Consider the following 25,527-nt stretch of genomic DNA (forward strand, 5'->3'; position numbering starts at 1 on the left):
CGTTTTCTTGCCAAGGCACAGCGGTTCCATTTTCGCCCATTGGGCGTCTGTCAGTACGAAGCGATCCATGCAGACCTTGAATCACAATCACACGCTTTTAAAAACCATAATTCCCAACAGACCCCAATTACTTATACAGCTCGGCGGAGGCGTCGATGGCGGCGTCGATCGTGTCATAGAACGTCAGCTTGCCATTCTGCAGCACTGCGCCCTGGTCGCAATATTCCCGCAGCGTATTGGGATCATGCGACACCATGATCAGTGTCCCATGTTCACGCCGTTCCAGCAGCGCCTCGCGGCATTGCAGGCGGAAGGACTGGTCACCCACTGCCGTGACTTCATCCACCAGGTAACAGTCGAAACGGATCGCCAGCGAGACGGCAAAGGCAAGGCGCGCCTGCATACCTGACGAATATGTCTTGACCGGGGCGTCGAAGTAATGCCCAAGGCGCGCGAAGCTGTTGACGTAGTCAAGAATGTCATTGACCGGCCGACGATAGATACGTGCGATGAAGCGTGCGTTGTCCGCGCCCGTCAGGCTTCCCTGGAACGCACCACCAAATCCCAGCGGCCATGAAATGGACATGGTGCGCGTGATCCGGCCGCTGGTGGGATACTCGATCCCCGCAATCATGCGCGTCAGGGTCGATTTACCCGCACCGTTGACGCCCACGATCCCGATCGACACGCCTTTTTCGATCACGAATGACTGATGGTCCAGCACGCATTTGTTTACGCCGCGCGCGTGATAGACTTTTGTGACGTTTTCAAACTGGATCATGTTCTTGAATTCGCGGCCTTGGAAAGGACGTGGCGGAGGGGCAGGCCATGGGCCGGGTCTCCCATACCATGTTTTACGGGTTCAGCCAGCATGGCCGCCCAGCGTGTCACGCAAAATCAGATGGTGCAACTGCGCCGGGGTCAGCGTCTGCGGTATGGCGGTGGCGTGTGGTCCCGTGCCGACCGGCACGACGACATAAGGTGTCCCGCGGTCGGGCGTAGGGGTAACCATGCCGGGGATGGAGGGGCGATGGTCGCCAAAGAAGACCACAAGCCCCTTTTTCCCCGTCTGTGACAGCATGTCGATCAGGGTGCCCAGCATCCGGTCGCCATTGCGCAGGTGCCGCAGATAATGGCCAAGTGCTGCCTGCGGGCCATCGGGTTTCGGTGCAGGCCATGGCCCGTGGTTTTCCATGGTCACGGCATAGATGAAGGTGGGGCCTTCCGCCGCCCTTGCAATCCGTTCCACCTCCTGCGCAAGCGCCATGTCTTCCACATATGGCATGTCGGGACGCGTGGTGTGGGGAAATGCGTCCTCGCCCACGATGCGGGTGAACCCGCATGCGGGCATCAGTTGCGCCCGGGCATAGAAACGCAGGTCATGGGGATGGACGAAGATGCACTCATATCCCGCCTTTCCCATGACCGCAGGCAGCGAAAGGGCCGTATCCCTGCCCGCGGTCAGGAACGGGTCATAGGCCCTGAACCCCAGCGCACTTTCCTCCTGCCCGAACAGCACGCCATATTCGGTGCGCATGGTATAGGCGCCAAAACCGCTGACGCTGAGCGTTCCCCAACTGCTGGCCATGGTTTCGGCCCGCGCCAGCGCAGGCAGCGCAGGCACCTGCACGCTGGCCTGCCGGTTCGTGTCGATCAGGTCGGTGGGACGGGCAAAGGATTCACACTGCACGACGATGACGATGTCATAGGCCGGCAGGCCGGTTGTGACGTCGGGAGCCGTGACCTCCGCCTGCGCGTCGATTTCCTGTCGCCAGCGCCGCCAGTACAGGAACAGCGATCCCGGCAGCCCCAGTCGCGCGACATCATGCGCCGCGTCGGGGACGGGCACCCATCGTGCGGCGGGAATGGCCCATAACGCCAGCAGGCACACGGTCAGGATACCCGCCCCTTCCAGATGGGGCAGGAGCGTGCGCGCAAAGAACAGGACAAGCACCACAGGCAGCGCGACCATCCCCCCGACAACGGCGACGCGCCCGGCCGGGGGAATGGAAAACAGGTAGAATTTGGGATGCTGGAGGAAGCTGCGCGCGGCCACGACGTCACAGAACAGCATGGGTTCGCCAAGGATCGACAGCTTGATGTTCGACCCGATGACCAGGCACAGGCTCAGCGCGGTCGTCAGGACCGCCGCCAGTACCGGTGCGCCACACAGTGCCAGCCATGCCCCGTACTGCGCCCCCGTCAGCAGGGCATTGAGGATGTATCGCCGGAGGGGGGGGAAGCCTGATATGCACGGGCGCGCCATGCTTTCCACCAGAAAGCCGGATATGACGGTCGCGCCAAAGATGACAAAAGGAAACCATAATTGCATGAAATCAGCACTGCATTCTATTCAGGCGGCATGAAGCGGGCAGGGTGCGTTCCCTTCTTGCCGATGGCGTGTGGAAGGGCAAGTGCATGTGTCAGGCAATCATGGGGAAGTTGCGCCATGGCAGGCATCCATTGCCCGGCCATGGCTTTATCATCGCATGGGGAATGAGGGGACGGGGCATGAGGCTGTTTGCATGAATGGGGTTCCGGACGATCCAGTTCTGGTGCATGCGCCTCCCCTGCGGCGCCACATGCCTGTGCTGGCGGCGCGTGGGGCAGGCATGGAGGATGCCGACGGTGTCGCGCGGATGCTGCGCGCGCGGGTGGGGGGACAGTTCTGGGCCCCTGCCCCGCATGTTGTCCGGCCTGTCATCATAACGGCTTCCGCTGCTGTGCAGCGCAGACACGGGCAGGCGGGACTGGCCGCACTGCTTGACCACGTGCTGGGCCATGTCCGCCAGGACGAGGTGGTGCTGGTCGCGCGCGACCGGTATGGCGCCGCCGCCCGCATGGCACGGCGGCGCGGGATTGCCGCCATATATGGGCCGGTTGACCCGCATGCGCTGCTTGATGGCGCGCGGGAGGTCCATGGCCTGGGCATGAATGACCTTCTCCGCCTCGCTGCGTTGCGGGGCCTGCGTGCCTTGCTTTACGGCGCGGCGCATGACCCGGTGCCCCGGCCCGTGACGTATGGGGAATGCGCGCATGACCTGACGGCGCGCACGGCCTATGTCGATCCCTTTGACGGTGCGGCCGTGCCGTTGGGACGGATTGTCGATATCCTTTCGCTATGGCGCGCACGCATACTGTCGGGGCGCGAGATCGCGGTCTGTGTGGGCATGGCGCTGTGGAAGCGCGAGCGTATTGGCGAATTCCTGCCCCATGCGCCGGGTCACCCGACCTTCTGCCGCACCGCCTCCGCCGCCCTGCGTCGCGCCACGCGTGCGCAGGGTGGCGGTGGTGCGATCGCCGGGTGGGCCACCAGCCTGCCCGAAGGGATTGCCCGCGATGCGCAGGCGGCGGGGGTCGCGCTGTGGCGGGTCGAGGACGGGTTTGTCCGCTCCGTCGGGTTGGGAAGCGACCTGTGCGTCCCGTGCTCCATCTTCGTGGACCGGCGCGGGATCTATTACGATCCCTCCGGCCCCAGCGACCTTGAACACATCCTCGCCACGACCGACTTCGACGAGCAGATTCTGGCGCGGGCGGGGCGGCTTATCGAACGCATGGTCAAGGGCGGGGTGTCCAAATACGGCCGTGCCGACACCACTGTCCCACCCCCCGCATGGGATGCGGGCGGGCGCAGGGTGCTGCTTGTGCCCGGGCAGGTGGCGGATGACCTGTCGGTACGCGCGGGCGGGGGCGCCATACAGGGCAACCTCGAACTGCTGCGTGCCGTGCGCGGCCATAATCCTGACGCCTTCATCATCTATCGCCCGCATCCGGATGTTGACGCGGGGCATCGTGCGGGCCATCTGCCTGATGCCGAGATCATGCAGTATGCGGACCGGATCAGCAGGGGTGGTTCCATCACCACGCTGATGATGCAGGTGGACGAAATCCACACCCTGACCTCCCTGGCCGGGTTCGAGGGACTGCTGCGTGGACTGGCCGTCGTGACCTATGGAGTTCCCTTCTATGCCGGGTGGGGATTGACAAGGGATCTGGGGGATGTGCCGTGCATGCGCCGTAACCGTTCCCTGTCCATAAAGGCCCTTGTTGCGGGTACCCTATTGCTTTATCCCCTCTACACAGACCCTTTGACACGATTGCCCTGCGAAGTAGAGACCCTGCTGGGGCGGTTCGGCGACACAGCGGTCTGGCGTGTCAGCATGTTGACCAGGCTGCGGCAATTACAGGGAAAGCTGGCCCACCTGTGCGGAAGAAGAAATCATAAATGAACAGTCTTGATGAAAGAAGCATTGTGGGCGAGCGCAGGTTTCTTTTTCTGCAGGGATTGATGGGGCCGTTTTTCCGGGAACTGGGCAAGGCGTTCCGCAAGACGGGGTATGGCGTCTACAAGATCAATTTCAACGGCGGCGACCGCCTGTTCTGGGGCCTGCCGAACGGGATTGATTTTACAGGCAGCGCAGAGGAATGGCCCACTTTTTTTCATGATGTCATAAAGCGTTACCGTATCACGGACGTACTGCTGTTCGGTGACTGCCGCCCCCTGCACCGCGTTGCGATCGCCGCCTGCGCGCAGATGCACATCCCCGTGCATGTGTTTGAGGAAGGCTATATCCGTCCCGACTGGGTGACGCTTGAACTTGGCGGGGTGAATGGTCATTCCGCCCTGCCCCGCGATCCCGAGTGGTATCGCAAGGAAGCGGCGCTGCTGCCGCCGATGCCGCCGCACTATCCCGTCCCGTCCTCCTTCCGCCGCCGCGCGCTGGAGGCTGTGGCCTATAACTCCGCCGACCTGCTGAGCCGCTGGCATTACCGGCACTGGTCCGACTATCGCCCGTGGCATCCGCTCAAGGAAGGCGTCGGCTGGATCAAGCGGCTGCGCCGGCGCGAAGCCGCGACCGAGGAAGCCTCGCGGATCATGCAGGCGATCGAGACCCGGCACATCCCCTACATGCTGTTCCCGCTGCAGCTTGACGCAGATGCGCAGGTGCGGCTGCATTCCCCGTTCGATGGGATGGAGCCCGCGCTGCGCAAGGTCATCAGGTCCTTTGCCGCCAACGCGCCGCAGGACCTCGTGCTGGTGGTCAAGGAACATCCGCTCGATAACGGTGTGCGCAACTGGCGTGAACTGACGCACCAGATCGCGCAGGCGGAGAATGTAGCCGACCGGGTCCATTTCCTCGAGGCCGGGGATATCGCCCTGATCGTGCGCGCGGCGCGTGGGGTTGTCACGATCAACAGCACCACCGGCACCCTTGCCCTGTCGTCGGACGTGCCGGTCATCACGCTGGGCGAGGCGGTGTATGACATCCCCGATATCACCGACCAGAACGGACTGGACAATTTCTGGGCCCATCCGACCCCGCCCGACAGGGCGACGTTCGATGCGTTCTATCGCGTGCTTGTGGATCGCTGCCTGATCGCCGGCGGCTTCTTCTCCCCCGAAGGGCTGTCGAGCCTTGTTGACGGGGTGGTCCGGCGCGTGTCGCGTGTCGTGCCGACCTCCAGCCGCATGGCGCGCGTCGCCTCCGCCCCTGCCCTGTCGGAAGTGGTGCGCATATCGCGCAATGCCGTCCTGTCGGACGGGGTGCGCTGATTTTCCACCATGCAGCAGCCTTCCTATATCTATTTTGACATCTCCCGCCTGATCGCCCGCGCGGGACATTTCGTTCCGACCGGGATCGACCGGGTTGAATTCGAATATGCGGATTACCTGCTGCGCCATGCCGCGCAACGGTTGGCCTTTGTGGCGATAACCCCGCTGGGGACCATCGTGACCCTGCCCTTTGCCGAGGCCGAACGGTTCATAAGGCAGATGGAAAAGGTATGGCAGGGGGATCATTCCCTGTGCCGGGACGTCAGGTGGGCGGCGCGGCGCATGGTGCACAAGGCGATGCTGGCGCGTCAGGCTACGCCTGACGCCGCGCGGATGTATCGTAAATCCGTATACCTGCTGATGTCGCACCATCACCTGACCCGCCCGGGCAGCATCCGGCGGTTCATGAGCCGCCATGGGGCTGAATTCGTCGTGATGGTGCACGACCTCATCCCCATCGAATATCCTGAATATGCCCGCCCGCGCGAACCCGCCCGGCACGAAGCGCGCATGAACACCGTCCTTGAACTGGCGCGCGGGGTCATCGTGCCGTCGCAGGCCGTGGCGGACTCGCTCCTGCGTTATGCCGCGTCAAGGCGCCCCGACCTGCCGGTCCGCGTCGTGCTGCATGGTGTTGTGAAAGCCACGCCTGCCAGTGAAGCCTTTGGCGTGCCGGACCATCCCTATTTCGTCTGCCTGGGCACCATAGAGCCGCGCAAGAACCACCTCCTCCTGCTCAACCTGTGGCGGGACATGGTGGAGAAGGCCGGTACTGGCGTGGTCCCGCATCTTGTGCTGGTCGGGCGCAGGGGATGGGAAAATGAAAACGTCCTCGACATGGTCGAACGCTGCCCCGCCCTGCAGGGAACTGTCAGGGAGTGCAACAGCCTGTCCGATCCCGAGGTAATGGCCCTGCTGCGGGGATCGCGCGGGTTGCTGTTTCCCTCTTTTACCGAGGGTTACGGCCTGCCGCTTGCCGAGGCGCTGAAGTTCGACGTCGCATGCGTGTGCAGCGACATTCCAGTCTTCCACGAGGTGGCCGGAGACGCCGCGACCTTCGTCGATCCGCTGGACGGGGTGGGGTGGCGCCGGGCGATCGAGGCGTTGATGGAGGGGGATGTCGCGTCCCATCGTCCCGGTGCGCGCGTCGCCTCGGCAGCCCTGTTCACATGGTCGGCACAGGTTGCCGAAGGGCTTGCATTCCTTGAGGAACTTTAGGCCCGTGAACGGCATTTAGATATCGGGTCAGACTGTCGCCATATTTTAAGGTTCCTGTCGGTTTTCCTGAAGCGATGACATGCCGCGCCGTCCCCGTTTCCTGTTGCGGGAAGCGTGCGCGGGCATGGTCATCGCGGTGAAATGTTGGATGGTGGAGAAACAGGGTAAGGTTTCATATCGTGCGTCAGGCAGATGCAGCGCGAAAAGGTTGGGCCTCATGTCCTGCCCTTATGAACGGTTTTTCTTATTAAAGTAACTTTCGGTGTAAATTTGGAGTCCGTGAATGCCTATTTCCAAAAACGATCCATCGGGTGAGAAAACGAAGGCTGGCAGCGTCGGTACCGTGATCCCTGTCATCCTGTCCGGTGGGTCGGGCAGCCGGTTGTGGCCGGTTTCGCGCAAGAGCTTCCCCAAGCAGTTCTGGGCGCTGCTGTCGGAACATACACTGCTGCAGGAAACGGCATTACGCGGCACGGCATGCGGGCTCGGCGCGCCGATCGTCGTGTGCAATCAGGAACACCGCTTCATCATCGCGGAACAGTTGCGTGAAGTCGGGATTACCGGCGCGCGCATCGTGCTGGAACCGGTTGGCCGCAATTCGGCACCTGCCATCGCCGCGGTCGCCCTGATCGTTGCGGAAACCGATCCCGACGCCGTTCTGTGGATCATGGCCGCCGATGCCGCCATCAGCAAGCCCGATGCCATGGGGCCGCTGCTGTCCGAAGGCGTGGCGGCCGCGCGCGAAGGGCAGATCGTCACTTTCGGCATGACGCCCACGCGCCCGGATACCGGATATGGCTATATCCGTCAGGGAGACCCGCTGCCGGGGGTGGAGGGGGTCTACCAGGTTTCCTCCTTCATCGAAAAGCCTGACGCGGGCAAGGCTGCGGAAATGCTGGCGCAGGGAGGCTATCTCTGGAACTCCGGCATGTTCCTGTTCCGCGCGGACACCATTGTGGCGGAACTCGAGCGTTACGCGCCTGACGTGCTGGTTGCGGTCAGGGCTGCGGTCAGGGACCGGACGCGGGATATGGACTTCATTCGCCTTGACCCCAAGGAATTTGAAAACGCCCCTGATATTTCAATCGACTATGCCGTGGCCGAACATACGCGCCATGCCGCGGTCATCCCCGCGGACCTGGGATGGTCCGATGTCGGCAGTTGGGATGCGCTATGGGAACTCAGCCCCAAGGACTCTGATGGCAATGTGGCGATCGGGGATGTGTTCCTGGCCAACAGCACGAACTGCTATGTCCGTTCCGATGGCATCGTTGCGGCGGTCAGTGGCGTGGATGACCTGGTCATCGTGGTGACGCAGGATGCCGTGCTGGTGTCGCATCGCGACCATGCGCAGGACGTCAAGAAGGTCGTGGCCCGTCTGGAAGCCGCAGGGCGGACAGAGGCGAAGATGCACAACCGCAACTATCGCCCGTGGGGCTTTTATGAGGGCCTGACGAAAGGTGACCGTTTCCAGGTCAAGCGGATCGTGGTCGATCCGGGCCGTAAGCTGTCGCTGCAGAAGCATTTCCATCGTGCCGAGCACTGGGTCGTGGTCGAAGGAACGGCGATTGTCACGCGCGATGGCGAAGAACACATGGTGCGCGAGAACGAAAGCATCTACCTGCCGCTGGGGGCCGTCCACCGGCTTCTGAACCCCGGCCGCATTCCCCTGACGTTAATTGAGGTGCAGTCCGGCCCGTATCTTGGCGAAGACGATATCGTCAGGATTGAAGACGATTATGCACGTAACTGAGTAATTCAGTGAAACCGGAAGGCATCTGCAGGGGAAATATCCTGCCCTGTGGTAGATGCCTTCCTCCTGTATCGGCAGGATGGTTATAAAAACAGGAATGTAAAAACAGGTAGTTTCCAAAGCGGCGGGAATATTAAAGAAACAGATGTCTGGGAAATGTTCTGAAATATATTATAAATGTTTTTAGAAATATGAAAGAAATTTTTGCCTGATCTGTTTTTTGACTACGAAAACATTTTTATATCCCCCTGTCGCCAAGATGACTGTTACCGTCTTTGATCTCGACAATCCCCAGTAGGTAGGGTATTGGAGGCTCCTGTTTATTCTTCCGGTGCCAGAATATGACTGAAGAATGCGTGTATGGGGAACAGGCAGGTTGCCCAGGTGTTTTTTCCGTCCGATGGCATGTCCCTTCTGATGGTATGTTGGCGATATGACGCAGGCGGTGAAAAAATATTCCGAGCTTGGCTTGCTGAAAAATGGTTTCGCGACACAGTGGCATGTCGTTGGCGCCCTGATCATCCGTGAACTGCATACCCGTTTCGGGCGTGACAATATCGGCTTCCTGTGGGTCATGCTCGAACCGTCCCTGCTGACCCTCGGGGTTTCGGCGCTCCATGCCGCCGAAGGCCCTTTCATGCACATAGGCATGCCCACCGGATCGTTCCTTGTGTCGGGCTACACGTTCTTCTGTCTGTTCCGCTCCGTCGTCAATCGCTCTGGCGGCGCGATCGAGGCAAACCGTTCGCTCCTCTACCATCGAATAGTTACAATTTTTGATATCCTCCTCTCCCGCGCCGTGCTCGAGGCCGCCTCGACCGTGCTCGCCGTGATCTTCCTGTCGCTGATCATGCAGGCGTTTGATTACGGGTTCCTGCCGCAACGGCCGTTGCTCATGATCTGGGGGCTGGTGCTGCTGACATGGATATCTTTTGCCCTTTCGATGATACTGGCGGCTTACAGCGAAAAATCCAGCACCGTCGAACGCCTGGCACATCCCATGATGTATCTCAGCATGCCTCTGTCAGGCGCATTTTCGATCCAGCAGATGATGCCCGACCCGTTCCGCTGGTACCTTTCATGGTTTCCGACCACGGAAATATTCGAATATATCCGCGAAGGACAGTTCGATTTTTATGAAAGTGACTATACCTACCCGGCCTATGTGCTTGGCTGGTGTCTGGTGTTGACCTATATTGGACTGATAAGCATTCGGAATGTTCGCAAGGACATACATCTGGGCTAAGTGGTCTGCTGTGACCGGTATGTTATATGTCTCCGCCATTCCTAGATAAGAGGTAGTATGATCAACGCTGATACGCCGGATGCAAAGTCTGGCATGCTGGTATTTTTGCGACGACATGCACCTGTCCTTATTGTCGTAGTCCTGCCGACCATACTGGCAACCCTGTACTATCTGCTGATTGCAAGTGGCCAGTACGAGTCCGAAGCCGCCTTTGTGGTCAAGGACAGTCGTCCTTCCACGCGCAGTTCATCTTCCTCGGGCAGTTCGGGGATGGGCGGCGGCGTCATGGGAATGGCAATGGCCGGCGGGAGTGGGTTGGCGGAAAATTTCGCCGTCAATACCTACATGAAATCCCATGATGCCGTTGATGCCCTGCAGAAGCGCCTGGATCTGGTGTCGATGTTCCGGCATCCCGATACGGACCTCCTGTCACGCCTGTTTTTCGCGAACCCGACCCCGGAACGCCTGCTGTGGTACTATCAGCGGCATGTGGACGTGGTGTTCCATGAAGATACGGGGGTGACCTCCCTTGATGTCCGCGCCTTCCGTCCCGAGGAAGCCAAGCGGATTGCCGACGAACTCCTGAAGCTTGGCGAAGAGCGGATCAATGAGTTCAACCGGCAGGTGGCCCAGAACACCATACGGGTGGCTGATACCGAGGTGACCGTCGCGGAAAACCGCGTCAAGGAAGTCCAGAGCCGCATGACGGCTTTCCGCGAAAAGTCCGGCGATCTGGACCCCACCAAGTCCAGTGTGGTCGGCATCAGCGTGATCGGGCAGCTGCAGACCGAACTGGCGCAGGCGGATACGCAGTTGACGCAGATGCTGCGCAACCTCGACCCGTCAAGCCCGCAGGTCCAGACGCTCAAGCTGCGTATCAACGCGCTGGATGCCCAGATCAAGGAACAGCACGGCAAAGCGCGTGAGAAGATGGGCGTGTCCATCAACATGGCGGAATATGACCAGCTCATGCTTGAACGTGAATTCGCCCAGACGGCTTATCTTTCCACGGCGTCGGAGCTTGAGACTGCCCGGGCCACCGCCCTGCAGCAGCAGGTTTATGTCGTGCGTGTCGTGCAGCCGAATCTGCCCGGCATGCCAACATATCCCCACAATTTCCTGATGATTGTAGCAGTGTTCGTCGGGTCCAGCCTGACTTTCCTGATCGGACGCCTGCTGGTTACAGGTATGCGTGAGCATGCAATCTAGAGTATGGAAATAGCGCTTTGCGCGTGATCGCGTATCGGTTCGAGGTGGGAAAGCGGTCGCTCATTCACCATGAGGGGGAATTGCAAGCTATGCTTTCGAATGAAAGAAAATTTCAAGCGTGATGGCCATATATTCCTTTAACTTCATGCGAAAATTTTTTCTGGAATGGAAAAAGGCACTTGTGGTCGGTGTCCTGCCGGTTGCCCTGCTTGCTGGCTGCGATACCCTGCCCGATAGCGCCCCCACCGAATCCGGCATCAAAAGCGCGCAGTCCAGCCGTAAGAAAAATACCATTGGCTATGGCATCGTGCAGGTCAGCCCGGACCTGATCACGCTGCTCAATAGCGAGACGCCATCCCTGTTCTCGAACATCATGCAGTCCCCGGCGCAGGAACACTACAACAGTGATCGTGCCGGTCCTGGGGACACGCTGGATATCGATGTGTACGAAATGGGCGAAAGCCTGTTCACCACCCGCGCGGGCAGCAGCACCGCATCTGGTGTCGCCAAGAGGAGCAATTTCCCCTCCATCCTGGTCAATGGTGATGGCACGATCGACATGCCCTATGTCGGTCACCTGATGGTCGACAAACTGACATCCGATGAGATTGCCGACAAGATCCGCATGGGACTCAAGGGGAAATCAGAGGCCCCCCAGGTGCTCGTGCTTATCTCCAAGAACCTGGCGAATTCGGTCATCGTTTATGGCGATGTCAAAAGGAACGGTCGCCTGCCGCTGACGTTACATCAGGAGCATCTGGTGGATGCGATTGCCCTGGCCGGCGGCTCTGCCCATGAACCGGAAGACACGATTGTCGAGTTGACCCGCCATAACCAGATTGCGGTGGGTCCCCTCAAACTGATCGAGGACAATCCGGAACAGAACATCATGCTGGAGGCTGGCGACAGGATCCACCTCATTTATGAACCCCGTACCTATACGGTTTTCGGTGCGGCGGGCAAACCTGTGGAGACGCCGTTTGGCAGGTCCAGCGTCAATCTTGCCGAGGCCCTGGCGCGTGTCGGGGGGCCTGCGGATTATCGGGCGGATCCCAATGCGGTCTTTGTCGTGCGTTATGAAAGTTCCGAGATCGCGGAGCGTCTGGGCCTGCCGGTTGAACCGGGCAAGGCAACCACGCCGATCGTGTATCAACTCGATATGATGAACCCGGCCAGTTTCTTTCTGGCGGAACATTTCGTGATGAAAAACAAGGATACAATTCTTATCGCGAACGCCAAGACCAATAAGATTCAGAAAGTATTCAACCTTATCAATACCTTGATCGCTCCGGGCATGTCCGCCGGACGCAGTTTCTGATAAGGTGGGGATGTTCCGCGGCATGTATGCCTGAAACAGTGAAAAGGGACCATATGGTCTACATTCCTGTATTCGAATCATGAGGGCATTGGTGTCACGGACAGAAAAATATTTTGATGCAATTTGAAAAGCACTGTTATTTTATATATTGGACAATCATTTGAAATGGGGGGATGGGATTGTCCCAAACATCCGGGGGACTATATGATATAAGGGCAGTTGTGGGGGGAACCGGGCGCAGGACCCATGTGCGGCAGCTGCACGAATAAGCTTGATTCGGGTTCCGCAGCCTCGTATCTGATGCCCTGAGACACAGGCGAGGTTAGGGTGCTGAAGATGGAAAGGTTTTCCCCGATCGGAGGTTATGTGTCTTCTGGAGCAGTCGGGTAACAGAGTTCAAGACGGATCGGTGCGTACCATAGGCAATTCTCTGCTTTATGTTCCAGATCGGCTTTTCGAGGTGTAGCCAGCATGCAGGATAACAATAGGCAGAAGATGGAGGAGCCGGTCAGGTTATTCAAGAATTCCATACTTGAACGCCTTACCCTGTTGTCCTTCAATGTCTTTTTGTCCGTCTGGCTGCCGCTTCTGGTCCTGTCACTGGCTTATGGTGCCTGGAAGTCCGCGTCTGTCATGGCGTTCGTGCTCTATGCGGGCATGGGATTCCTGATCTGGTTCCCGACGGAATACCTGCTGCACCGTTTCCTGTTTCACCTTCAGGCGCGCTATGCCCCGGTGCAGTCGCTGGTATACCTGCTGCATGGCAACCACCATGAGCAGCCCAACCATCCGCTGCGCAACCTGATGCCGCTGAGCGTCACCCTACCGCTTGCCGCCGTGATCTGGGCCGGATGTGCCTTTTTCATCGGGGAAGGCCATGGCGGAAGCCTGGCGGCCGGTTTTTTCTGCGGTTACGTCTTTTATGATGTGATCCACTATTCCTGCCACCAGTTTCCCATGCGTGGGCCGCTGCTGCGCAGGCTGAAGATCCATCATATCAACCACCACTATCGTGACCATGATACCAATTATGGGATCACCAGCATCTGCATCGACCGCGCCTGCCACACGCTGTTCGTGATGCAGGAGAAAAAATCCTGAACACTGTCAGGACATAGCAGGGTCCATCGGACTACCGGCAGGTGGGCCGGGCCGTGTTTTCCTGCTCGTGCTCATATTCCTGCGCTTCGTTGTCGAGGTCGTCGAGTTCGATCATCGCACTTTCCGCACTCTGGGCGGGGGGCAGTGACGGGACGGAGTCCGCCTGCGGCTCTGATGGTGCAACCCTGAGTTTGCGTACGACACTGAACGCGATTGTCACCGCGCCCACTCCGAACAGCACACTTCCCAGAACCTGCCCCACCTGCACGCCCATCGGGCCGTAATGCATGCCAATCCAGACGAAGGGCACTGTACCCAGCGTTGCGCGTCCCCAGTTGAACAGGGTGGAATAGAGCGGGTGGCCAAGGTTGTTGAACGCTGAATTCGCGACGAACAGGATGCCGATGAAGAAATAGCCGCCAATGGTCCAGTTGCAGAACAGGCGGATCAGGTCGGCAGTGGTGCCGGTGGCCGAAAATATGCGGATGACGAGGTCCTGCCCCACAAACAGGATCGCCCATGTCAGGCCCACGCACCCCAGCACCAGTTTCAGCGAGGCAACCAGCGTCTCATGCACCCGACCCACCTGCCCTGCCCCCAGGTTCTGCGACATGATCGGCCCGATCGAGCCGGTCAGGGCAAAGACAAAGGCGAAGGCAACAGGCACGATACGGTCGATGGTCGCCTGCCCCGCCACGGCGGCCAGACCGAAACTTGCCATGGAATGGGTGACGAAGATCCCGCCGATCGGCGTGGCAAGGTTTGTCAGGATGGCGGGCATGGCAATCTGTCCCACCCGATGGGTATCGGTCCGTATGAAGCGCGCGACAGGCCAGGCCAGCAGGTCGTGCTGCCGGGCGCAATAAACGCCCAGTCCCGCCACCACGGCGCGTGATATCAGCGTGCTGAGGGCCGCGCCCTGCAGTTCAAGATGCAGCCACAGGATCAGCACCGGGTCGAGCAGGGCGGAAATCAGTGCCCCCGCCAGTGTGACATTCATGGATTGCTGCGCCGCGCCCACCGCGCGCAGCAGGCTGGAACTGCCCATGCCCACAGCGATCAGTGGCAGCATGGGGGAGGCGATATAGAGATAGAGCGCTGCCTGATGCTCTGCTTCTCCCTGTGCGCCAAGGGCATGCAGGATGGGATGCGCCAGAAGGGCGGTGCCAAAGCCGATGAGGCTGGTCAGCAGCAGCATCACCACGGAAAAGGACGAGGCAATGCGCTGGGCCATCTCATGATGTCCCGCCCCGATCTGCCGGCTTGTGGTGGCGCCCAGCCCGATCGACATGCCGATGGAGACCGCGATCTGTATGAACCCCACGGCGGCGGTAAAGCCGATGGCGGCGGTCATGGCCGGATTATGCAGGGTGGAGATGTAGAACAGGTTCAGCAGGTCAACCATGAACACGGCCATCAACCCGATGGCGCCAGTGCCCGCCATGACGATCACATGACGCATGATGCTGCCGTGGCAGAACGCGGCGCGACGCCTGGTGGTGCCCGACGGCCCGCGTGTCATGCGAAAAGAACCCGGACGCGATTGGGGATCATGCGAGAGCAGCCAGAGCCTGTCATGCGGTTCATGATGCCATCATACAGGACATTCCAGGGATCAGGAACATGCCGCACGCGGTCCCATTGCAGAATAATCCCTCATTCGGGGCCGACGCACTGATATGTGTCATTTGTGTCTATATTTCAGCGTCGATTGTGCACTGCAAAACAAATACAGTAATTGTGCACTGCAAAAAAAGTAAAAACGATGTTTATTTATTTTTTACGTTGACGCTGGGAAAAATAAATGGCAATAAGGGGTCACGAGGCCAGCAGGGCTTCGCAAAATACTGAAACGTCCAGTCTGAATACAGGCTGGTATAAAATTCCACATGATGTCCTCATGTGTGGCCAACTGACGGGATACATTGCAATCGCGATGTGTCCCGTTTTTTTGTCTGCTCCCTGGCGTAGCCGTGCATCCTGATGGGGGGAGATGACGGTATTTTACCTGTTGGTGGACCACCGATGGGGCGTAATCTTCGCAGGGGCGGCCTACCCGCCCGGAGAGAGAAGGATACGGATCATGTCCAGACTGACTGCCGCCGAACGTGATGCCCTGCCGGATTCGGCATTTGCCCTGCCCGGACGGCGCTATCCCATCCCTGATGAGACGCATGCCCGTGACGCCCTCGCCCGTGCGAGCGAGATGCTGCATCGGGGAAACCTGACGCAGGAAGAATATGACACGGTGGTCCGCCGTGCGCGCGCAGTGCTGGGCGAGGACTGAGAGTGGGATAGAGCCGGGCTCTGCCCGGACCCGGCAGGGATCGCGATCCCTGCACCCGGATCGTTTTGGCGACGCTTTTTCCCCGGAACGCTTCAAAAAAGAATGCCGCCTTATAAATAAGGCGGCACCCAAAAACGTCCGAAAGTCATGGTTTCCAAAGGGCAATGCCCTTTGGCGGGGTTCAGGGGCAGCGCCCCTGAATGACGGGATCAGCCCGCCTTGTCGAGTTCGGCTTCCAGCGCGGGCAGCACCTCGAACAGGTCCCCCACCAGCGCGTAGTCGGCAATCTGGAAGATCGGGGCCTCGGGATCCTTGTTCACGGCCACGATGACCTTGCTGTCCTTCATGCCCGCCAGATGCTGGATCGCACCGGAAATCCCCATGGCGATATACAGTTCCGGCGCCACGATCTTGCCGGTCTGGCCCACCTGGTAATCATTGGGCACGAAGCCTGCATCGACCGCCGCGCGCGATGCGCCGATGGCCGCGCCCAGACGGTCGGCCAGCGGTTCGAGGAGCTTGAAGTTCTCCTCGTTCTGCATGCCGCGCCCACCGGACACCACGACACGCGCGGATTCCAGTTCCGGACGCTCCGACTGCGACAGTTCGGTGCCGATGAACTTCGACTTATCCTCGCCCGCCGGGGTGGCGACGCTTTCGACCGGGGCGGAACCGCCCTCCGTCGCAACAGGATCGAAGGCGGAGGCTCGGACCGTCAGCACCTTCTTCGCATCGGACGACTTCACCGTCGCCAGCGCGCTGCCGGCATAGATCGGGCGCACGAACGTGTCGGCGTCGATGACCTCGACGATATCGGGGATCGGCTGCACATCCAGAAGCGCCGCCGCACGGGGCAGGATATTCTTGCTGTTCGCGCTCGATGCGCCAAGGATGTGGCTGTAGCCATCCGCCAGCGAGGCCAGCAGGGCGGCGACAGGTTCGGCCAGTTCGTCGGCGCTGATGGCATCGGCGGCGGACAGGACCTTCTTCACGCCCGGCAGCTTCGCCGCGGCCTGCGCGGCTTCGGCAGCGTTGCGGCCCACGACCAGCACATCGACATCGCCCAGCTTCGACGCGGCGGCGATGGCGGAACGCGACGCCTGCCGGATGGCGCCATTTTCGTGGTCGAGAAGTACGAGTACGGTCATGATCAGATCACCTTTGCTTCGTTACGCAGCTTCGCGACCAGTTCTGCTGCGGAATCCACCTTGATGCCCGCCTTGCGCCCGGCGGGTTCGGCCACCGACACGATGCTCAGGCGCGGGGTCATGTCCACGTCCACATCGGCGGGCGTGATCTTTTCCATCGGCTTCTTGCGCGCCTTCATGATGTTCGGCAGCGAGGCATAGCGCGGCTCGTTCAGGCGCAGGTCCGCCGTGACGATGGCAGGCAGCGCCAGTTCGACAGTCTGCAGGCCGCCGTCGATTTCGCGCGTGACGGTGGCCTTGCCGTCATGCAGTTCCACCTTGCTGGCGAACGTGCCCTGCGGCCAGCCCAGCAGCCCCGCGAGCATCTGGCCCGTGGCGTTCATGTCGTCATCAATCGCCTGCTTGCCCAGGATGACCAGGTCGGGCTTTTCCTTTTCCACCAGCGCCTTGAGCACCTTGGCCACCGCGAGCGGTTCGGTCACGGCGTCGGTTTCCACCAGGATGGAGCGATCAGCACCCATGGCCATGGCGGTGCGCAGCGTGTCCTGCGCCTTCGGCTCGCCAATGGACACCGCCACGATTTCGGTGACGACGCCCTTTTCCTTCAGGCGGACGGCTTCCTCGACGGCGATTTCGTCAAACGGGTTCATCGACATCTTGACGCCGGCGGTTTCAACGCCGGTGCCATCAGCCTTCACGCGCGGCTTGATGTTGTAGTCGATCACGCGTTTTACGGGGACAAGAACCTTCATCACATATCTTCCTGTCTGTGTCTGGATGGGGGAGCAAAAAGAGGCGACGCCACGACGGGGCCATGGCGCCGGTGGGGCATGGGGTTACATGCCGCCGGGATAGTTCGGACCGCCCGCGCCTTCGGGCGTGACCCAGTCGATGTTCTGGGTCGGGTCCTTGATGTCGCATGTCTTGCAGTGGACGCAGTTCTGCGAATTGATCTGCAATGTCGGGTTGGTCTGCTCGTCCACGACCTCATACACCCCTGCGGGGCAGTAGCGGCTTTCGGGGGAGCGGAACACGTCCCAGTTGACGGTCTTCCACATCGACATGCTGCGCACCTTCAGGTGCACGGGCTGGTCTTCTTCATGGTTGGTGTTCGACAGGAAGACGGACGACAGCTTGTCGAACGTGATCTTGCCGTCCGGCTTGGGGTAGTCGATCTTCGGCGAGATGGAGGCCGGCTCCAGCGTCTCGTTATCCGCATGGCGGGTGTGGAGCGTCCATGGCGCGCGACCGCGCAGCAGCATGGCGTCGATGCCGGAATACAGCGCGCCGCCCTTCATGCCGAAGCGCGCGAAGGCCGGGCGGATGTTGCGCACGCCACGCAGTTCGTCCCACAGCCAGGATTCCCTGATCCGCCGCGTGTAGGAGCCCGGCTCCACCCGGTTGGTCAGGACGGCTTCGGCCACGGCCTCGGCCGCCAGCATGCCCGACTTCATCGCGGTGTGCGTGCCCTTGATCTTGGGCACGTTGAGGAAGCCCGCCGTATCACCGACCAGCATGCCGCCGGGAAAGGTCAGGCGCGGGATCGACTGTAGCCCGCCTTCGGACAGGGCGCGTCCGCCATAGGACAGGCGGCGCCCGCCCTCGAAATACGGGCGGAAGGAGGGATGCAGCTTCACGCGCTGCATCTCGTCAAACGGGGAAAGCCACGTGTTGGGATAGTCCAGCCCGACGACAAAGCCGTAGGAGACGAGGTTCTTCCCGAAATGGTACATCCACGCCCCGCCATAGGTGCGATCATCGAGCGGCCAGCCAAAGCTGTGCTGCACCAGTCCGGGGCGGTGCAGTTCGGCAGGGATTTCCCACAGTTCCTTGATGCCCAGGCCATAGGTCTGCGGATCGACGCCCTTGCGCAGGTTGTACATCTCCATGACCTGCTTCGTCAGCGACCCGCGGCAGCCCTCGGCAAAGATGGTGTATTTCGCGCGCAGCTCCATCCCCGGTGCGTAATTGTCGCCCGGCTTGCCATCGCGGCCCACGCCCATGTCGCCGGTGGCCACGCCCACCACGCGGCCATTTTCGGTCAGGACCTCCGCCCCGGCGAAACCGGGATAGATCTCCACGCCCATTTCCTCGGCCTGTGCGCCAAGCCAGCGGCAGAGTTCACCAAGGCTTGCGATATAATTGCCGTGGTTGCGCATGTGCGGCATCACCCGATCCAGCATCGGGATGCGATAGCCGCGCGACGGCGTCAGGTAGAGCATGTGCTCCTCGCTGACGGGGGTATCGAGCGGCGCGCCGCTGGTGCGCCAGTGCGGCAGAAGTTCGTCAAGCGCGCGGGGTTCGACCACCGCGCCCGACAGGATATGCGCCCCGATCTCGCTGCCCTTTTCAATCAGGCAGACGCTGGTGTCGGGCGCCAGCTGGCGCAGCCGGATGGCCGCCGCCAGTCCGGAGGGACCGCCGCCGATGATTACGACGTCGAATTCCATAATCTCGCGCGGGTTTTCGCTCATACCTAGATCTGTCCTCTTGCGTCATGACCGGGATGACATGGATAGGTGGGATACCACATGTAGCAACGCTTCCTAGAACCGTTTGAAACGGGAATAAAGGTTTGTGTGCATGTATATTGCGCATGTGGCGCATATCCACAGGCCGGATATGGCAGGTCTGGCGTGCCGGTCAGGCCCGTGCGGGCGGGAATGCCAGTTCGTCGCGCGCCTGCCATTCGGGGACGACATAATTGACGATCAGCGTCCGGCGCAGCCCGGTGATGGGACGGCGGACAAAGCCGTGCCACGACCGGTCGGACGGGATGAACAGCAGGCCGGAGTTGAACGCCCCCGACGCCCGCGCCACCGACTGCCCCTGCGGGGTCAGCAGGTCGGTGCCCCAGTCACGGGCATCGGCGTCGGTGGAAAGGGAGATCAGCAGCGTCAGCCGCTTTGCCCCGATATCGGTATGTGGCGCCAGCCAGAACCCGTCCGTGTCAAGGCACAGTTCCAGTCGCAGGAACGTCCCCGCAAGGTCGATGCCGCAGGTCTGCTCGAAATGCCGTCGTGCGGCAGGGGCGTCGAACAGGTGCGCCAGGTGGTCGAGTTCGGGGTCATTCGCGCGGCCCGCAGGTGTCACGAATATCCGGTGCCCGTTGCGGACGTCGCGCCGTCCCCCGCTTTCCCCCGCGTGGAACGTCACCCCCGGATCCCATGCCAGCAGGGAGTGCGTGACCGACGGCGGCAGGACATTGTCCATGTTCCAGTGTGGAAACGGATCATCGGTGCAGCGCGCCGTGCGCAGGGCGGAAATGACGGGACTGTCCACGGCGCCGTGCGTGGCGGCGGCGGATGATGAGGCGTGGGAAGTCATGCTCATACTCCGCTGGCGTGACGCTGGGGCATGTCCATATCAAGGTGGCGGTCAAAGGCGGCGGCCACATGGCGCAGGAACACGCGTCCTTCCTCGGTCACGCGGAGTCGCCGCCCGGAGATGATGACAAATCCGTCCGCTTCCAGTCCAGAAAGTTTGCGCAGGTCGTCATCAAAACTGTCCTGCGGCAGGCCGTGGCGCATGGTGAAGGCATCAAGGTCGATCCCCATGTCGCACATCAGCCGTTCGATGATCTCCGCGCGCAGGCGGTCATCCATGGTGCGTCGCACGCCCCGTACGACCGGCAGGCCATCCGGCGTCTCCCCCATCAGGCGGGCATAGGCGGCGGATGATACCGCATTCTGCGTCATGCCCTGCGGATAGGAGGAAATGGCCGATGCCCCCACACCGATCAGGACCGTCGCCGGGTCGGTGGTGTAGCCCTGGAAATTGCGATGGAGCGTGCCGTCGCGCGCGGCGATGCCCATACGGTCGTCGGGGCGGCTGTAATGGTCCAGCCCGACGGGCAGGTAGCCCGCGGCGCACAGGGCGTCGTTGATGGCCGCCCGCTGTTCAAAGCGCGCGGTGGCGTCGGGCAGTTCACCCGTGGGCATCAGGTTCTGGCGCTTCTGCTTCCACGGCACATGGGCATAGCCGAACACGGCCAGCCGGTCGGGTGAAAGTGCGGCGATGGCGGCGGCCGTGTCGCGCACGCCCTGCACATTCTGTCGTGGCAGGCCATAGATCAGGTCGATGTTGATCGAGTCGATCCCCGCCCCACGCAGCGCGTCGATGCACTCGGTGGTCTGCTCCAGGCTCTGGATGCGGCCGCAGGCTTCCTGCACGGCGGGATTGATGTCCTGAACGCCGAGGCTTGCACGGTTGAAGCCGAGTTCATGCAGGACGGCAGGATAGTGCGCGGGCAGGTGGCGCGGGTCGATCTCGATGCTGATTTCGGCATCGGGCAGCAGCGTGAAGCTGTTGCGGATGGTCTGCATCACCTGCCGCAACGTGCCCACCGGCAGGGTCGTAGGCGTGCCCCCGCCCCATTGCAGGTGAGAGAGGCGATGGCCGGTGCCAAGCTGTCTGGTGATACGGCGCAGTTCCTCGATCAGCAGGGCGGCATAGGCGGCCCGGGCGTCAGCACTGCGCAGGACAGCGGTGTTGCAGCCGCAGAACCGGCACAGCGTGTCGCAGAAGGGAACATGCAGGTAGAGGGAGAGCGCATCCCCCGCAGGGACGGCCCGCAGCCAGTCGCGGGCGTCGTCCGGCCCCACGGCGTCAGTAAACTGCGCCGCCGTGGGATAGCTGGTGTAACGTGGCAGGTTCCGGGCGTACCGCGCAGCCAGCGCGGCGGGGTCCGCCACGTTCATGTCATCAGAACCGGTAGGCGATACCGGCGGAGACGACCGTCGGGTCCAGCGAGTCGTGCGCACGGACCTTCAGGGTTTCGCCGCCGTTTTCAGCCCATGCGTGCATGCGCACGAACATCTGCTTCACGTCGAAGTTGAAGAACCAGTTGCCCACCAGCTGGTAATCGACACCGGCGTTGATCGACGGGCCACCGGTAAAGCCGGAGTTCAGCTTCGTCAGGCCCAGCGCACCACTGGCGTTCATGTTGTGGAACCACATGAACGTGCCGCCCACGCCCACATACGGGTTCAGGCGCTTGTGCGGACGGAAATGCCACGCGACGGTCACCGTCGGCGGCAGCACCCAGGCGCTGCCCACGTCGGTCTTGCTCGCACCCGTCAGCGCGGACAGTGCGCCGCCATTGGCCTGCACTTCGTGACGCGTGCTGGTGGCGATCAGGTCGAGCGAGATGTTGTCGGTGACGAAGTATTCGAACGTCAGTTCCGGCATGACCTGGTCGGTCGTCTTGACGCGCGTGCCCGTCAGCGTCGCGCCATTGGCCCAGACCTTGCTGTCACGGTCTTCCGGCAGGACGCCGACGGCCGACAGGCGGATCATGAAGTCACCCTTGCCCAGACCGATCTTGGTGCTGGAGCATGTCTCGAAAATGCCACAGTGGCCATGCGGGCGCGAAGGGGCGACAGGCGCGGACAGCGGCGCGTTGACATAGGTGGACGGCGTCGCAGTCTGAGCATGGCCCGCGACAGGCGCGATAGCCGCAGCGCCCAGCGCCGCCGCAAGGGCAGTGTTACGCATTTTCTTCATCTGGTGCGGACCTTTTCATTCTGACGACGTGTCGTCGTAATCAACGTGTTTTGATGACTGGCAACAATCATGGGGCGCTTACATCGCACCTTGATATGGATCAATCAGGCGGGGGGCGAGAAACCGTTAATTTCCGTCAAAAGCAGTGTTCTTTCGACTATGTGTTCGGCAGGACACACTTTTTGGAGGTGTGTCGTCATTTTTGCGATGGGCTGCATTGTCCTCATTGCATGACAGCCAAGTTCCTGCGCCAGTTGTGTCATGGCAGGGTGAAATGCGTTGATGACGTGCTGCGCATCGCCGGGCGTCATGACGATGCAGTGGTCGCTGGTCAGGACCTGGCCAAAGCGGATGTCGAAATCGCGGCGGTAGGTCGCCATGGCGCAGGGCAGTCCCCGCGTGCCGTACTGCGCGACCAGGATCCCCTGTCGCGGGCGCTTGCGCTGCACTGACATCCGGCGGCCGACATCCATCCAGCGCCGCCGTTCCATCTCTGGAAAGGCATGCTGGACCAATGGGTAAAGCACCAGAATGTCCGCAGCGCCAAGCCGCCGTACCGTCAGGGAGGAATGTCCAGGCACTGGGGGCGGCATCCTTATATCCAGAGATTGTTAATCATTATGGTTTACCGGATTGGGATCGGGGCTCTGCATTGATTTATATCAAGGGGTCATCCATACTGTCGGGCCTTCGGGGTGCCGTTATTTCGCCGGCGCCCACAGTGCCATGCGCGGTGGCCCGCCCGGGACGACCGTCGGGTGTTGCATCGGGCAACAGCAGGGAATTGGGATAAACATGCCGGATACGTCTTCGTGCCAGTTCGAGCAGCGACCACGGCGTCTTGTCATGGGGGCTGTCGGCCTCCAGCCTGATTTCTGCAAGATGTGCAACGTCCGTCCCTCCAGCGTGTGCAGCGCGATCGAGGATGCGGACATCGCCCGCCTGTCGGAAGCGGCGGTGGAAACCATCGTCCCCCCCGGCCGCTGCTTTATCGAGGAAGGCGAACCCGCCACCGATTTCTTCAATGTCACCTCCGGCACGGTGAAGCTGTTCAAGGCCCTGCCCGACGGGCGGCGGCAGATCACCGGGTTTGCCGGACCGGGCCATTTCCTCGGCCTTGCGGTATCGGACCGCTATGCCTTCGGGGCGGAGGCGGTCGATACGGTCCGCCTGTGCCGCTTCTCGCGCGAGCGGATGCGCGGCCTGCTTGACGATTTTCCCCGCATGGAACGCCGCCTGCTTGAAGAGGCGTCCAACGAACTTGTCGCGGCCCAGAACCAGATGCTGCTGCTTGGCCGCAAGACAGCGCGCGAACGCGTCGCGAGTTTCCTGCTCGACCAGGCCAATCATGGCGAACTCAATGCCGCGGGGCAGTTGCACCTGCCCATGACGCGCGGCGACATTGCCGATTACCTTGGCCTGACCATCGAAACCGTCAGCCGCACGCTCAGCTGGATGCGTGCGCAGGGGATGATCGACGTGGGCAAGGGCTATGCCATCACGCTGCTGTCGCAGGAACGACTCGAAAGTCTTGCCGAAGGCGAGGACTGAAGGTCGCGGGTACCGCCTTTTTTCAAAAAAGGCGGTGTCTTTCGAAGCTTTTTGAAAAAAGCTTCACCAAAAACTTTCATTCCATAAATCAAGGTCATGGTTTCCAAAGGGCAGTGCCCTGTGGCGGGTTTCAGGGCAGGGCCCTGAGCCTTACTTTCCCGGCGGCGCGCTGTCATCCTCATCAATCATGTCCGGCGTAAACAGTGGCGCCGTATTCGTCCCGCGTGTCGGGCCACCGACGATGTGGCCGATGGGGGTGAGGATATCGACATGGTCACAGATGATCTTGAACACGGCAAGCAGCGGCACGGACAGGAACGCCCCGCCAATCCCCCATAGCCAGTCCCAGAACATCAGCGATCCCATCACCAGCACGGGATTGAGCGTGAAGCGCCGCGCCAGCACCATTGGCGTGATCGTCTCCCCTTCCGTCAGGTGGATGCACAGGTAGATCGCCGGCGGCAGGGTCGCCTGCAGGACGGAGGGGAAGGTGAACAGCCCCACCAGGAAATAGATGGTGATCCCCATCATGGGGCCGATGATGGGGATGTAGTTCAGCAGGAACGCCATCACCCCCCACAGCAGCGGGTTGGGCATTCCCAGCAGCCAGCATTGCAGCATGTTCGCAAGGCCGACCAGGGAATTGATGATCGTGATCGTCGCCAGATAGAGCGAGACATTGCGCTCGATCTGATAGGCGATCTGCACCGTCCGCCGCTTGTCGGCAAAGGTGGGCATGATCTCCACGAACCGCCGCAGCAGGCTGTCCCCCTGTGCCAGCAGGAAGAACAGCATCAGGATCATGGTGAAGAACTGCCCCACGAACGCCCGCGTACCCAGCAGCAGGGAGGAACCGAAATTGTCCAGCCCGCCAGTGGCAGGGGCGGCGGACATCACGATCGGCGCCGTATCATCCCCGCCTGCCTTGGTCGCATGGTCAAGGTGACTGCCCGCGATGGTCATGAAATTCTCGATCCGCTCCGACGCGGTATTGAGCAGGTGGATCGGGCCACGCAGGAAGGCGAGCCGTTCGCCCAGCGCATTCATCGCCTCTGGCGCGCGTTCGATCCATCCGGCGGCAGGCACGGAAATCGCGGTCCCGATCGCACCGACAACCCCGAATACCCCAAGGATCAGGATCAGGGCCGCCAGCGGCTTGGGCAGCTTGAGCTTCAGGTGCAGAAAGCGCATCGGTGCCGACAGCAGCAGGTTCACCACCAGCGCCAGGATCATCGGCAGGATGATGGAGGCCGCGAAATACAGCGTGTAGAACACCGCAAGGATGCTCAGCACCAGCAGGCACGCCGTCTTCAGGTCCATGCGGGTATGGCGCATGACCTCGCGCGCGCGATGCTGCTGCATGCTTTCGTAAGAGGGCGCGGAAGACGGTGTGTCGGGCGGGGTGGGCATGGTCTCTTCGGGCGGCATGATCCGGCTTCACCTTTGGCAAGACGCAGGGGATCAGGGGACCGACCAACCGGCTTTACCGAGCAAGAAACAGGAAAACAGGCCTAACAGCCTGTCGGGTTGGGGTACCCTGTGAAGAGGTGAAGTTGTAAGGTGGTGAGATGAGCAGCTTCATCCCGTTTGACCGGTCTCAGCCGTATCTTCTGCCGCCTGATCTGAAGTCGTGGCTT

Annotated in this window: 21 protein-coding genes; 10 read left to right on the forward strand and 11 right to left on the reverse strand. The window is 61.2% G+C overall.

All coding sequences use genetic code 11. The annotated features are described in order from the left end of the window. Nucleotides 1-127: 127 nt before the first annotated feature. Together KMAL_RS12655 and KMAL_RS12660 are read right to left on the reverse strand one after the other, a co-directional pair. The gene (locus tag KMAL_RS12655; RefSeq protein WP_110096050.1) at nt 128-781 is read right to left on the reverse strand and encodes an ABC transporter ATP-binding protein; all 654 of its coding nucleotides are present in this window, start codon (nt 779-781) and stop codon (nt 128-130) included. 81 nt (nt 782-862) lie between these two features. After that, a complete protein-coding gene (locus KMAL_RS12660; RefSeq protein ID WP_110096051.1) occupies nt 863-2,332 on the reverse strand; it encodes an LTA synthase family protein in 1,470 nt (489 codons plus the stop codon). Nucleotides 2,333-2,525: 193 nt separating this feature from the next. Between KMAL_RS12660 and KMAL_RS12665 the strand changes: the two genes are divergently transcribed. The 8 genes from KMAL_RS12665 (at nt 2,526) to KMAL_RS12700 (ending at nt 13,399) form a co-directional block, all read left to right on the forward strand. Beyond that, nucleotides 2,526-4,229: a capsular polysaccharide export protein, LipB/KpsS family gene (locus tag KMAL_RS12665; RefSeq protein WP_239020134.1), complete on the forward strand. Its 1,704-nt coding sequence runs from the start codon at nt 2,526-2,528 to the stop codon at nt 4,227-4,229. Next, nucleotides 4,226-5,554 (forward strand): capsule biosynthesis protein, encoded by a 1,329-nt coding sequence (locus tag KMAL_RS12670; RefSeq protein ID WP_110096052.1) that lies wholly within the window; start codon nt 4,226-4,228, stop codon nt 5,552-5,554. The genes KMAL_RS12665 and KMAL_RS12670 overlap by 4 nt, the downstream gene beginning before the upstream one ends. Before the next feature lie 9 nt (nt 5,555-5,563). Beyond that, entirely contained in the window at nt 5,564-6,772 is a 1,209-nt protein-coding gene (locus KMAL_RS12675; protein WP_110096053.1) for a glycosyltransferase family 4 protein, read from the forward strand. 283 nt (nt 6,773-7,055) lie between these two features. Next, nucleotides 7,056-8,525 (forward strand): mannose-1-phosphate guanylyltransferase/mannose-6-phosphate isomerase, encoded by a 1,470-nt coding sequence (locus tag KMAL_RS12680; RefSeq protein WP_110096054.1) that lies wholly within the window; start codon nt 7,056-7,058, stop codon nt 8,523-8,525. A 445-nt stretch (nt 8,526-8,970) separates the two neighbouring features. Continuing rightward, complete coding sequence (locus tag KMAL_RS12685) at nt 8,971-9,771, forward strand: ABC transporter permease (RefSeq protein ID WP_180999827.1); 801 nt, start codon at nt 8,971-8,973, stop codon at nt 9,769-9,771. Nucleotides 9,772-9,864: 93 nt separating this feature from the next. Next, on the forward strand, nt 9,865-10,980 hold the full coding sequence (locus KMAL_RS12690; protein ID WP_167400163.1) for a hypothetical protein: 1,116 nt from the start codon (nt 9,865-9,867) through the stop codon (nt 10,978-10,980). Nucleotides 10,981-11,101: 121 nt separating this feature from the next. Beyond that, nucleotides 11,102-12,298 carry a polysaccharide biosynthesis/export family protein gene (locus tag KMAL_RS12695; RefSeq protein ID WP_110096057.1) on the forward strand — a complete coding sequence of 399 codons (1,197 nt, stop codon included), beginning with the start codon at nt 11,102-11,104 and terminating at the stop codon, nt 12,296-12,298. A 471-nt stretch (nt 12,299-12,769) separates the two neighbouring features. Beyond that, complete coding sequence (locus KMAL_RS12700) at nt 12,770-13,399, forward strand: sterol desaturase family protein (protein WP_239020135.1); 630 nt, start codon at nt 12,770-12,772, stop codon at nt 13,397-13,399. Between the two features lie 31 nt (nt 13,400-13,430). On the opposite strand, the gene KMAL_RS12705 is transcribed toward KMAL_RS12700, so the two are convergent. Next, on the reverse strand, nt 13,431-14,921 hold the full coding sequence (locus KMAL_RS12705; protein WP_110096059.1) for an MATE family efflux transporter: 1,491 nt from the start codon (nt 14,919-14,921) through the stop codon (nt 13,431-13,433). Between the two features lie 561 nt (nt 14,922-15,482). On the opposite strand from KMAL_RS12705, the gene KMAL_RS12710 reads away from it, so the two are divergent. Continuing rightward, nucleotides 15,483-15,686, forward strand: coding sequence for a hypothetical protein (locus tag KMAL_RS12710; protein ID WP_110096060.1), 204 nt, complete (start codon nt 15,483-15,485; stop codon nt 15,684-15,686). Nucleotides 15,687-15,895: 209 nt separating this feature from the next. Here KMAL_RS12710 and KMAL_RS12715 read toward each other — a convergent pair whose 3' ends face one another. The 7 genes from KMAL_RS12715 to KMAL_RS12745 all read right to left on the reverse strand — a co-directional run bounded on the left by KMAL_RS12715 (nt 15,896) and on the right by KMAL_RS12745 (nt 22,812). Further along, nucleotides 15,896-16,834: an electron transfer flavoprotein subunit alpha/FixB family protein gene (locus tag KMAL_RS12715; protein WP_110096061.1), complete on the reverse strand. Its 939-nt coding sequence runs from the start codon at nt 16,832-16,834 to the stop codon at nt 15,896-15,898. A 2-nt stretch (nt 16,835-16,836) separates the two neighbouring features. Beyond that, the gene (locus tag KMAL_RS12720) at nt 16,837-17,586 is read right to left on the reverse strand and encodes an electron transfer flavoprotein subunit beta/FixA family protein (RefSeq protein ID WP_110096062.1); all 750 of its coding nucleotides are present in this window, start codon (nt 17,584-17,586) and stop codon (nt 16,837-16,839) included. An 84-nt stretch (nt 17,587-17,670) separates the two neighbouring features. Continuing rightward, nucleotides 17,671-19,308, reverse strand: a complete 1,638-nt coding sequence (locus KMAL_RS12725) for an electron transfer flavoprotein-ubiquinone oxidoreductase (RefSeq protein ID WP_110096063.1) — start codon at nt 19,306-19,308, stop codon at nt 17,671-17,673. Nucleotides 19,309-19,477: 169 nt separating this feature from the next. Beyond that, nucleotides 19,478-20,161, reverse strand: coding sequence for a 2OG-Fe(II) oxygenase family protein (locus KMAL_RS12730; RefSeq protein ID WP_110096069.1), 684 nt, complete (start codon nt 20,159-20,161; stop codon nt 19,478-19,480). 2 nt (nt 20,162-20,163) lie between these two features. Further along, entirely contained in the window at nt 20,164-21,534 is a 1,371-nt protein-coding gene (gene hemN, locus KMAL_RS12735) for an oxygen-independent coproporphyrinogen III oxidase (protein ID WP_110096064.1), read from the reverse strand. 4 nt (nt 21,535-21,538) lie between these two features. After that, the gene (locus KMAL_RS12740; RefSeq protein WP_110096065.1) at nt 21,539-22,339 is read right to left on the reverse strand and encodes an OmpW/AlkL family protein; all 801 of its coding nucleotides are present in this window, start codon (nt 22,337-22,339) and stop codon (nt 21,539-21,541) included. 104 nt (nt 22,340-22,443) lie between these two features. Then, on the reverse strand, nt 22,444-22,812 hold the full coding sequence (locus tag KMAL_RS12745) for a hypothetical protein (protein WP_146221245.1): 369 nt from the start codon (nt 22,810-22,812) through the stop codon (nt 22,444-22,446). Nucleotides 22,813-23,134: 322 nt separating this feature from the next. On the opposite strand from KMAL_RS12745, the gene KMAL_RS12750 reads away from it, so the two are divergent. Beyond that, entirely contained in the window at nt 23,135-23,890 is a 756-nt protein-coding gene (locus tag KMAL_RS12750; protein WP_110096067.1) for a Crp/Fnr family transcriptional regulator, read from the forward strand. Nucleotides 23,891-24,040: 150 nt separating this feature from the next. On the opposite strand, the gene KMAL_RS12755 is transcribed toward KMAL_RS12750, so the two are convergent. Continuing rightward, complete coding sequence (locus KMAL_RS12755) at nt 24,041-25,225, reverse strand: AI-2E family transporter (RefSeq protein ID WP_239020136.1); 1,185 nt, start codon at nt 25,223-25,225, stop codon at nt 24,041-24,043. Between the last annotated feature and the right edge of the window lie 302 nt (nt 25,226-25,527).

Origin of the sequence: Novacetimonas maltaceti (assembly GCF_002906255.1) — a bacterium.
Classification (GTDB): domain Bacteria; phylum Pseudomonadota; class Alphaproteobacteria; order Acetobacterales; family Acetobacteraceae; genus Novacetimonas; species Novacetimonas maltaceti.

Coding starts and splice junctions, on each gene's coding strand:
- KMAL_RS12655 (WP_110096050.1), bottom strand. CDS start 781: ATGATCCAGTTTGAAAACGTCACAAAAGTCTATCACGCGCGCGGCGTA.
- KMAL_RS12660 (WP_110096051.1), bottom strand. CDS start 2,332: ATGCAATTATGGTTTCCTTTTGTCATCTTTGGCGCGACCGTCATATCC.
- KMAL_RS12665 (WP_239020134.1), top strand. CDS start 2,526: ATGAATGGGGTTCCGGACGATCCAGTTCTGGTGCATGCGCCTCCCCTG.
- KMAL_RS12670 (WP_110096052.1), top strand. CDS start 4,226: ATGAACAGTCTTGATGAAAGAAGCATTGTGGGCGAGCGCAGGTTTCTT.
- KMAL_RS12675 (WP_110096053.1), top strand. CDS start 5,564: ATGCAGCAGCCTTCCTATATCTATTTTGACATCTCCCGCCTGATCGCC.
- KMAL_RS12680 (WP_110096054.1), top strand. CDS start 7,056: ATGCCTATTTCCAAAAACGATCCATCGGGTGAGAAAACGAAGGCTGGC.
- KMAL_RS12690 (WP_167400163.1), top strand. CDS start 9,865: ATGCTGGTATTTTTGCGACGACATGCACCTGTCCTTATTGTCGTAGTC.
- KMAL_RS12695 (WP_110096057.1), top strand. CDS start 11,102: ATGGCCATATATTCCTTTAACTTCATGCGAAAATTTTTTCTGGAATGG.
- KMAL_RS12700 (WP_239020135.1), top strand. CDS start 12,770: ATGCAGGATAACAATAGGCAGAAGATGGAGGAGCCGGTCAGGTTATTC.
- KMAL_RS12705 (WP_110096059.1), bottom strand. CDS start 14,921: ATGACACGCGGGCCGTCGGGCACCACCAGGCGTCGCGCCGCGTTCTGC.
- KMAL_RS12710 (WP_110096060.1), top strand. CDS start 15,483: ATGTCCAGACTGACTGCCGCCGAACGTGATGCCCTGCCGGATTCGGCA.
- KMAL_RS12715 (WP_110096061.1), bottom strand. CDS start 16,834: ATGACCGTACTCGTACTTCTCGACCACGAAAATGGCGCCATCCGGCAG.
- KMAL_RS12720 (WP_110096062.1), bottom strand. CDS start 17,586: ATGAAGGTTCTTGTCCCCGTAAAACGCGTGATCGACTACAACATCAAG.
- KMAL_RS12725 (WP_110096063.1), bottom strand. CDS start 19,308: ATGAGCGAAAACCCGCGCGAGATTATGGAATTCGACGTCGTAATCATC.
- KMAL_RS12730 (WP_110096069.1), bottom strand. CDS start 20,161: ATGACTTCCCACGCCTCATCATCCGCCGCCGCCACGCACGGCGCCGTG.
- hemN (WP_110096064.1), bottom strand. CDS start 21,534: ATGAACGTGGCGGACCCCGCCGCGCTGGCTGCGCGGTACGCCCGGAAC.
- KMAL_RS12740 (WP_110096065.1), bottom strand. CDS start 22,339: ATGAAGAAAATGCGTAACACTGCCCTTGCGGCGGCGCTGGGCGCTGCG.
- KMAL_RS12745 (WP_146221245.1), bottom strand. CDS start 22,812: ATGGATGTCGGCCGCCGGATGTCAGTGCAGCGCAAGCGCCCGCGACAG.
- KMAL_RS12750 (WP_110096067.1), top strand. CDS start 23,135: ATGCCGGATACGTCTTCGTGCCAGTTCGAGCAGCGACCACGGCGTCTT.
- KMAL_RS12755 (WP_239020136.1), bottom strand. CDS start 25,225: ATGCGCCATACCCGCATGGACCTGAAGACGGCGTGCCTGCTGGTGCTG.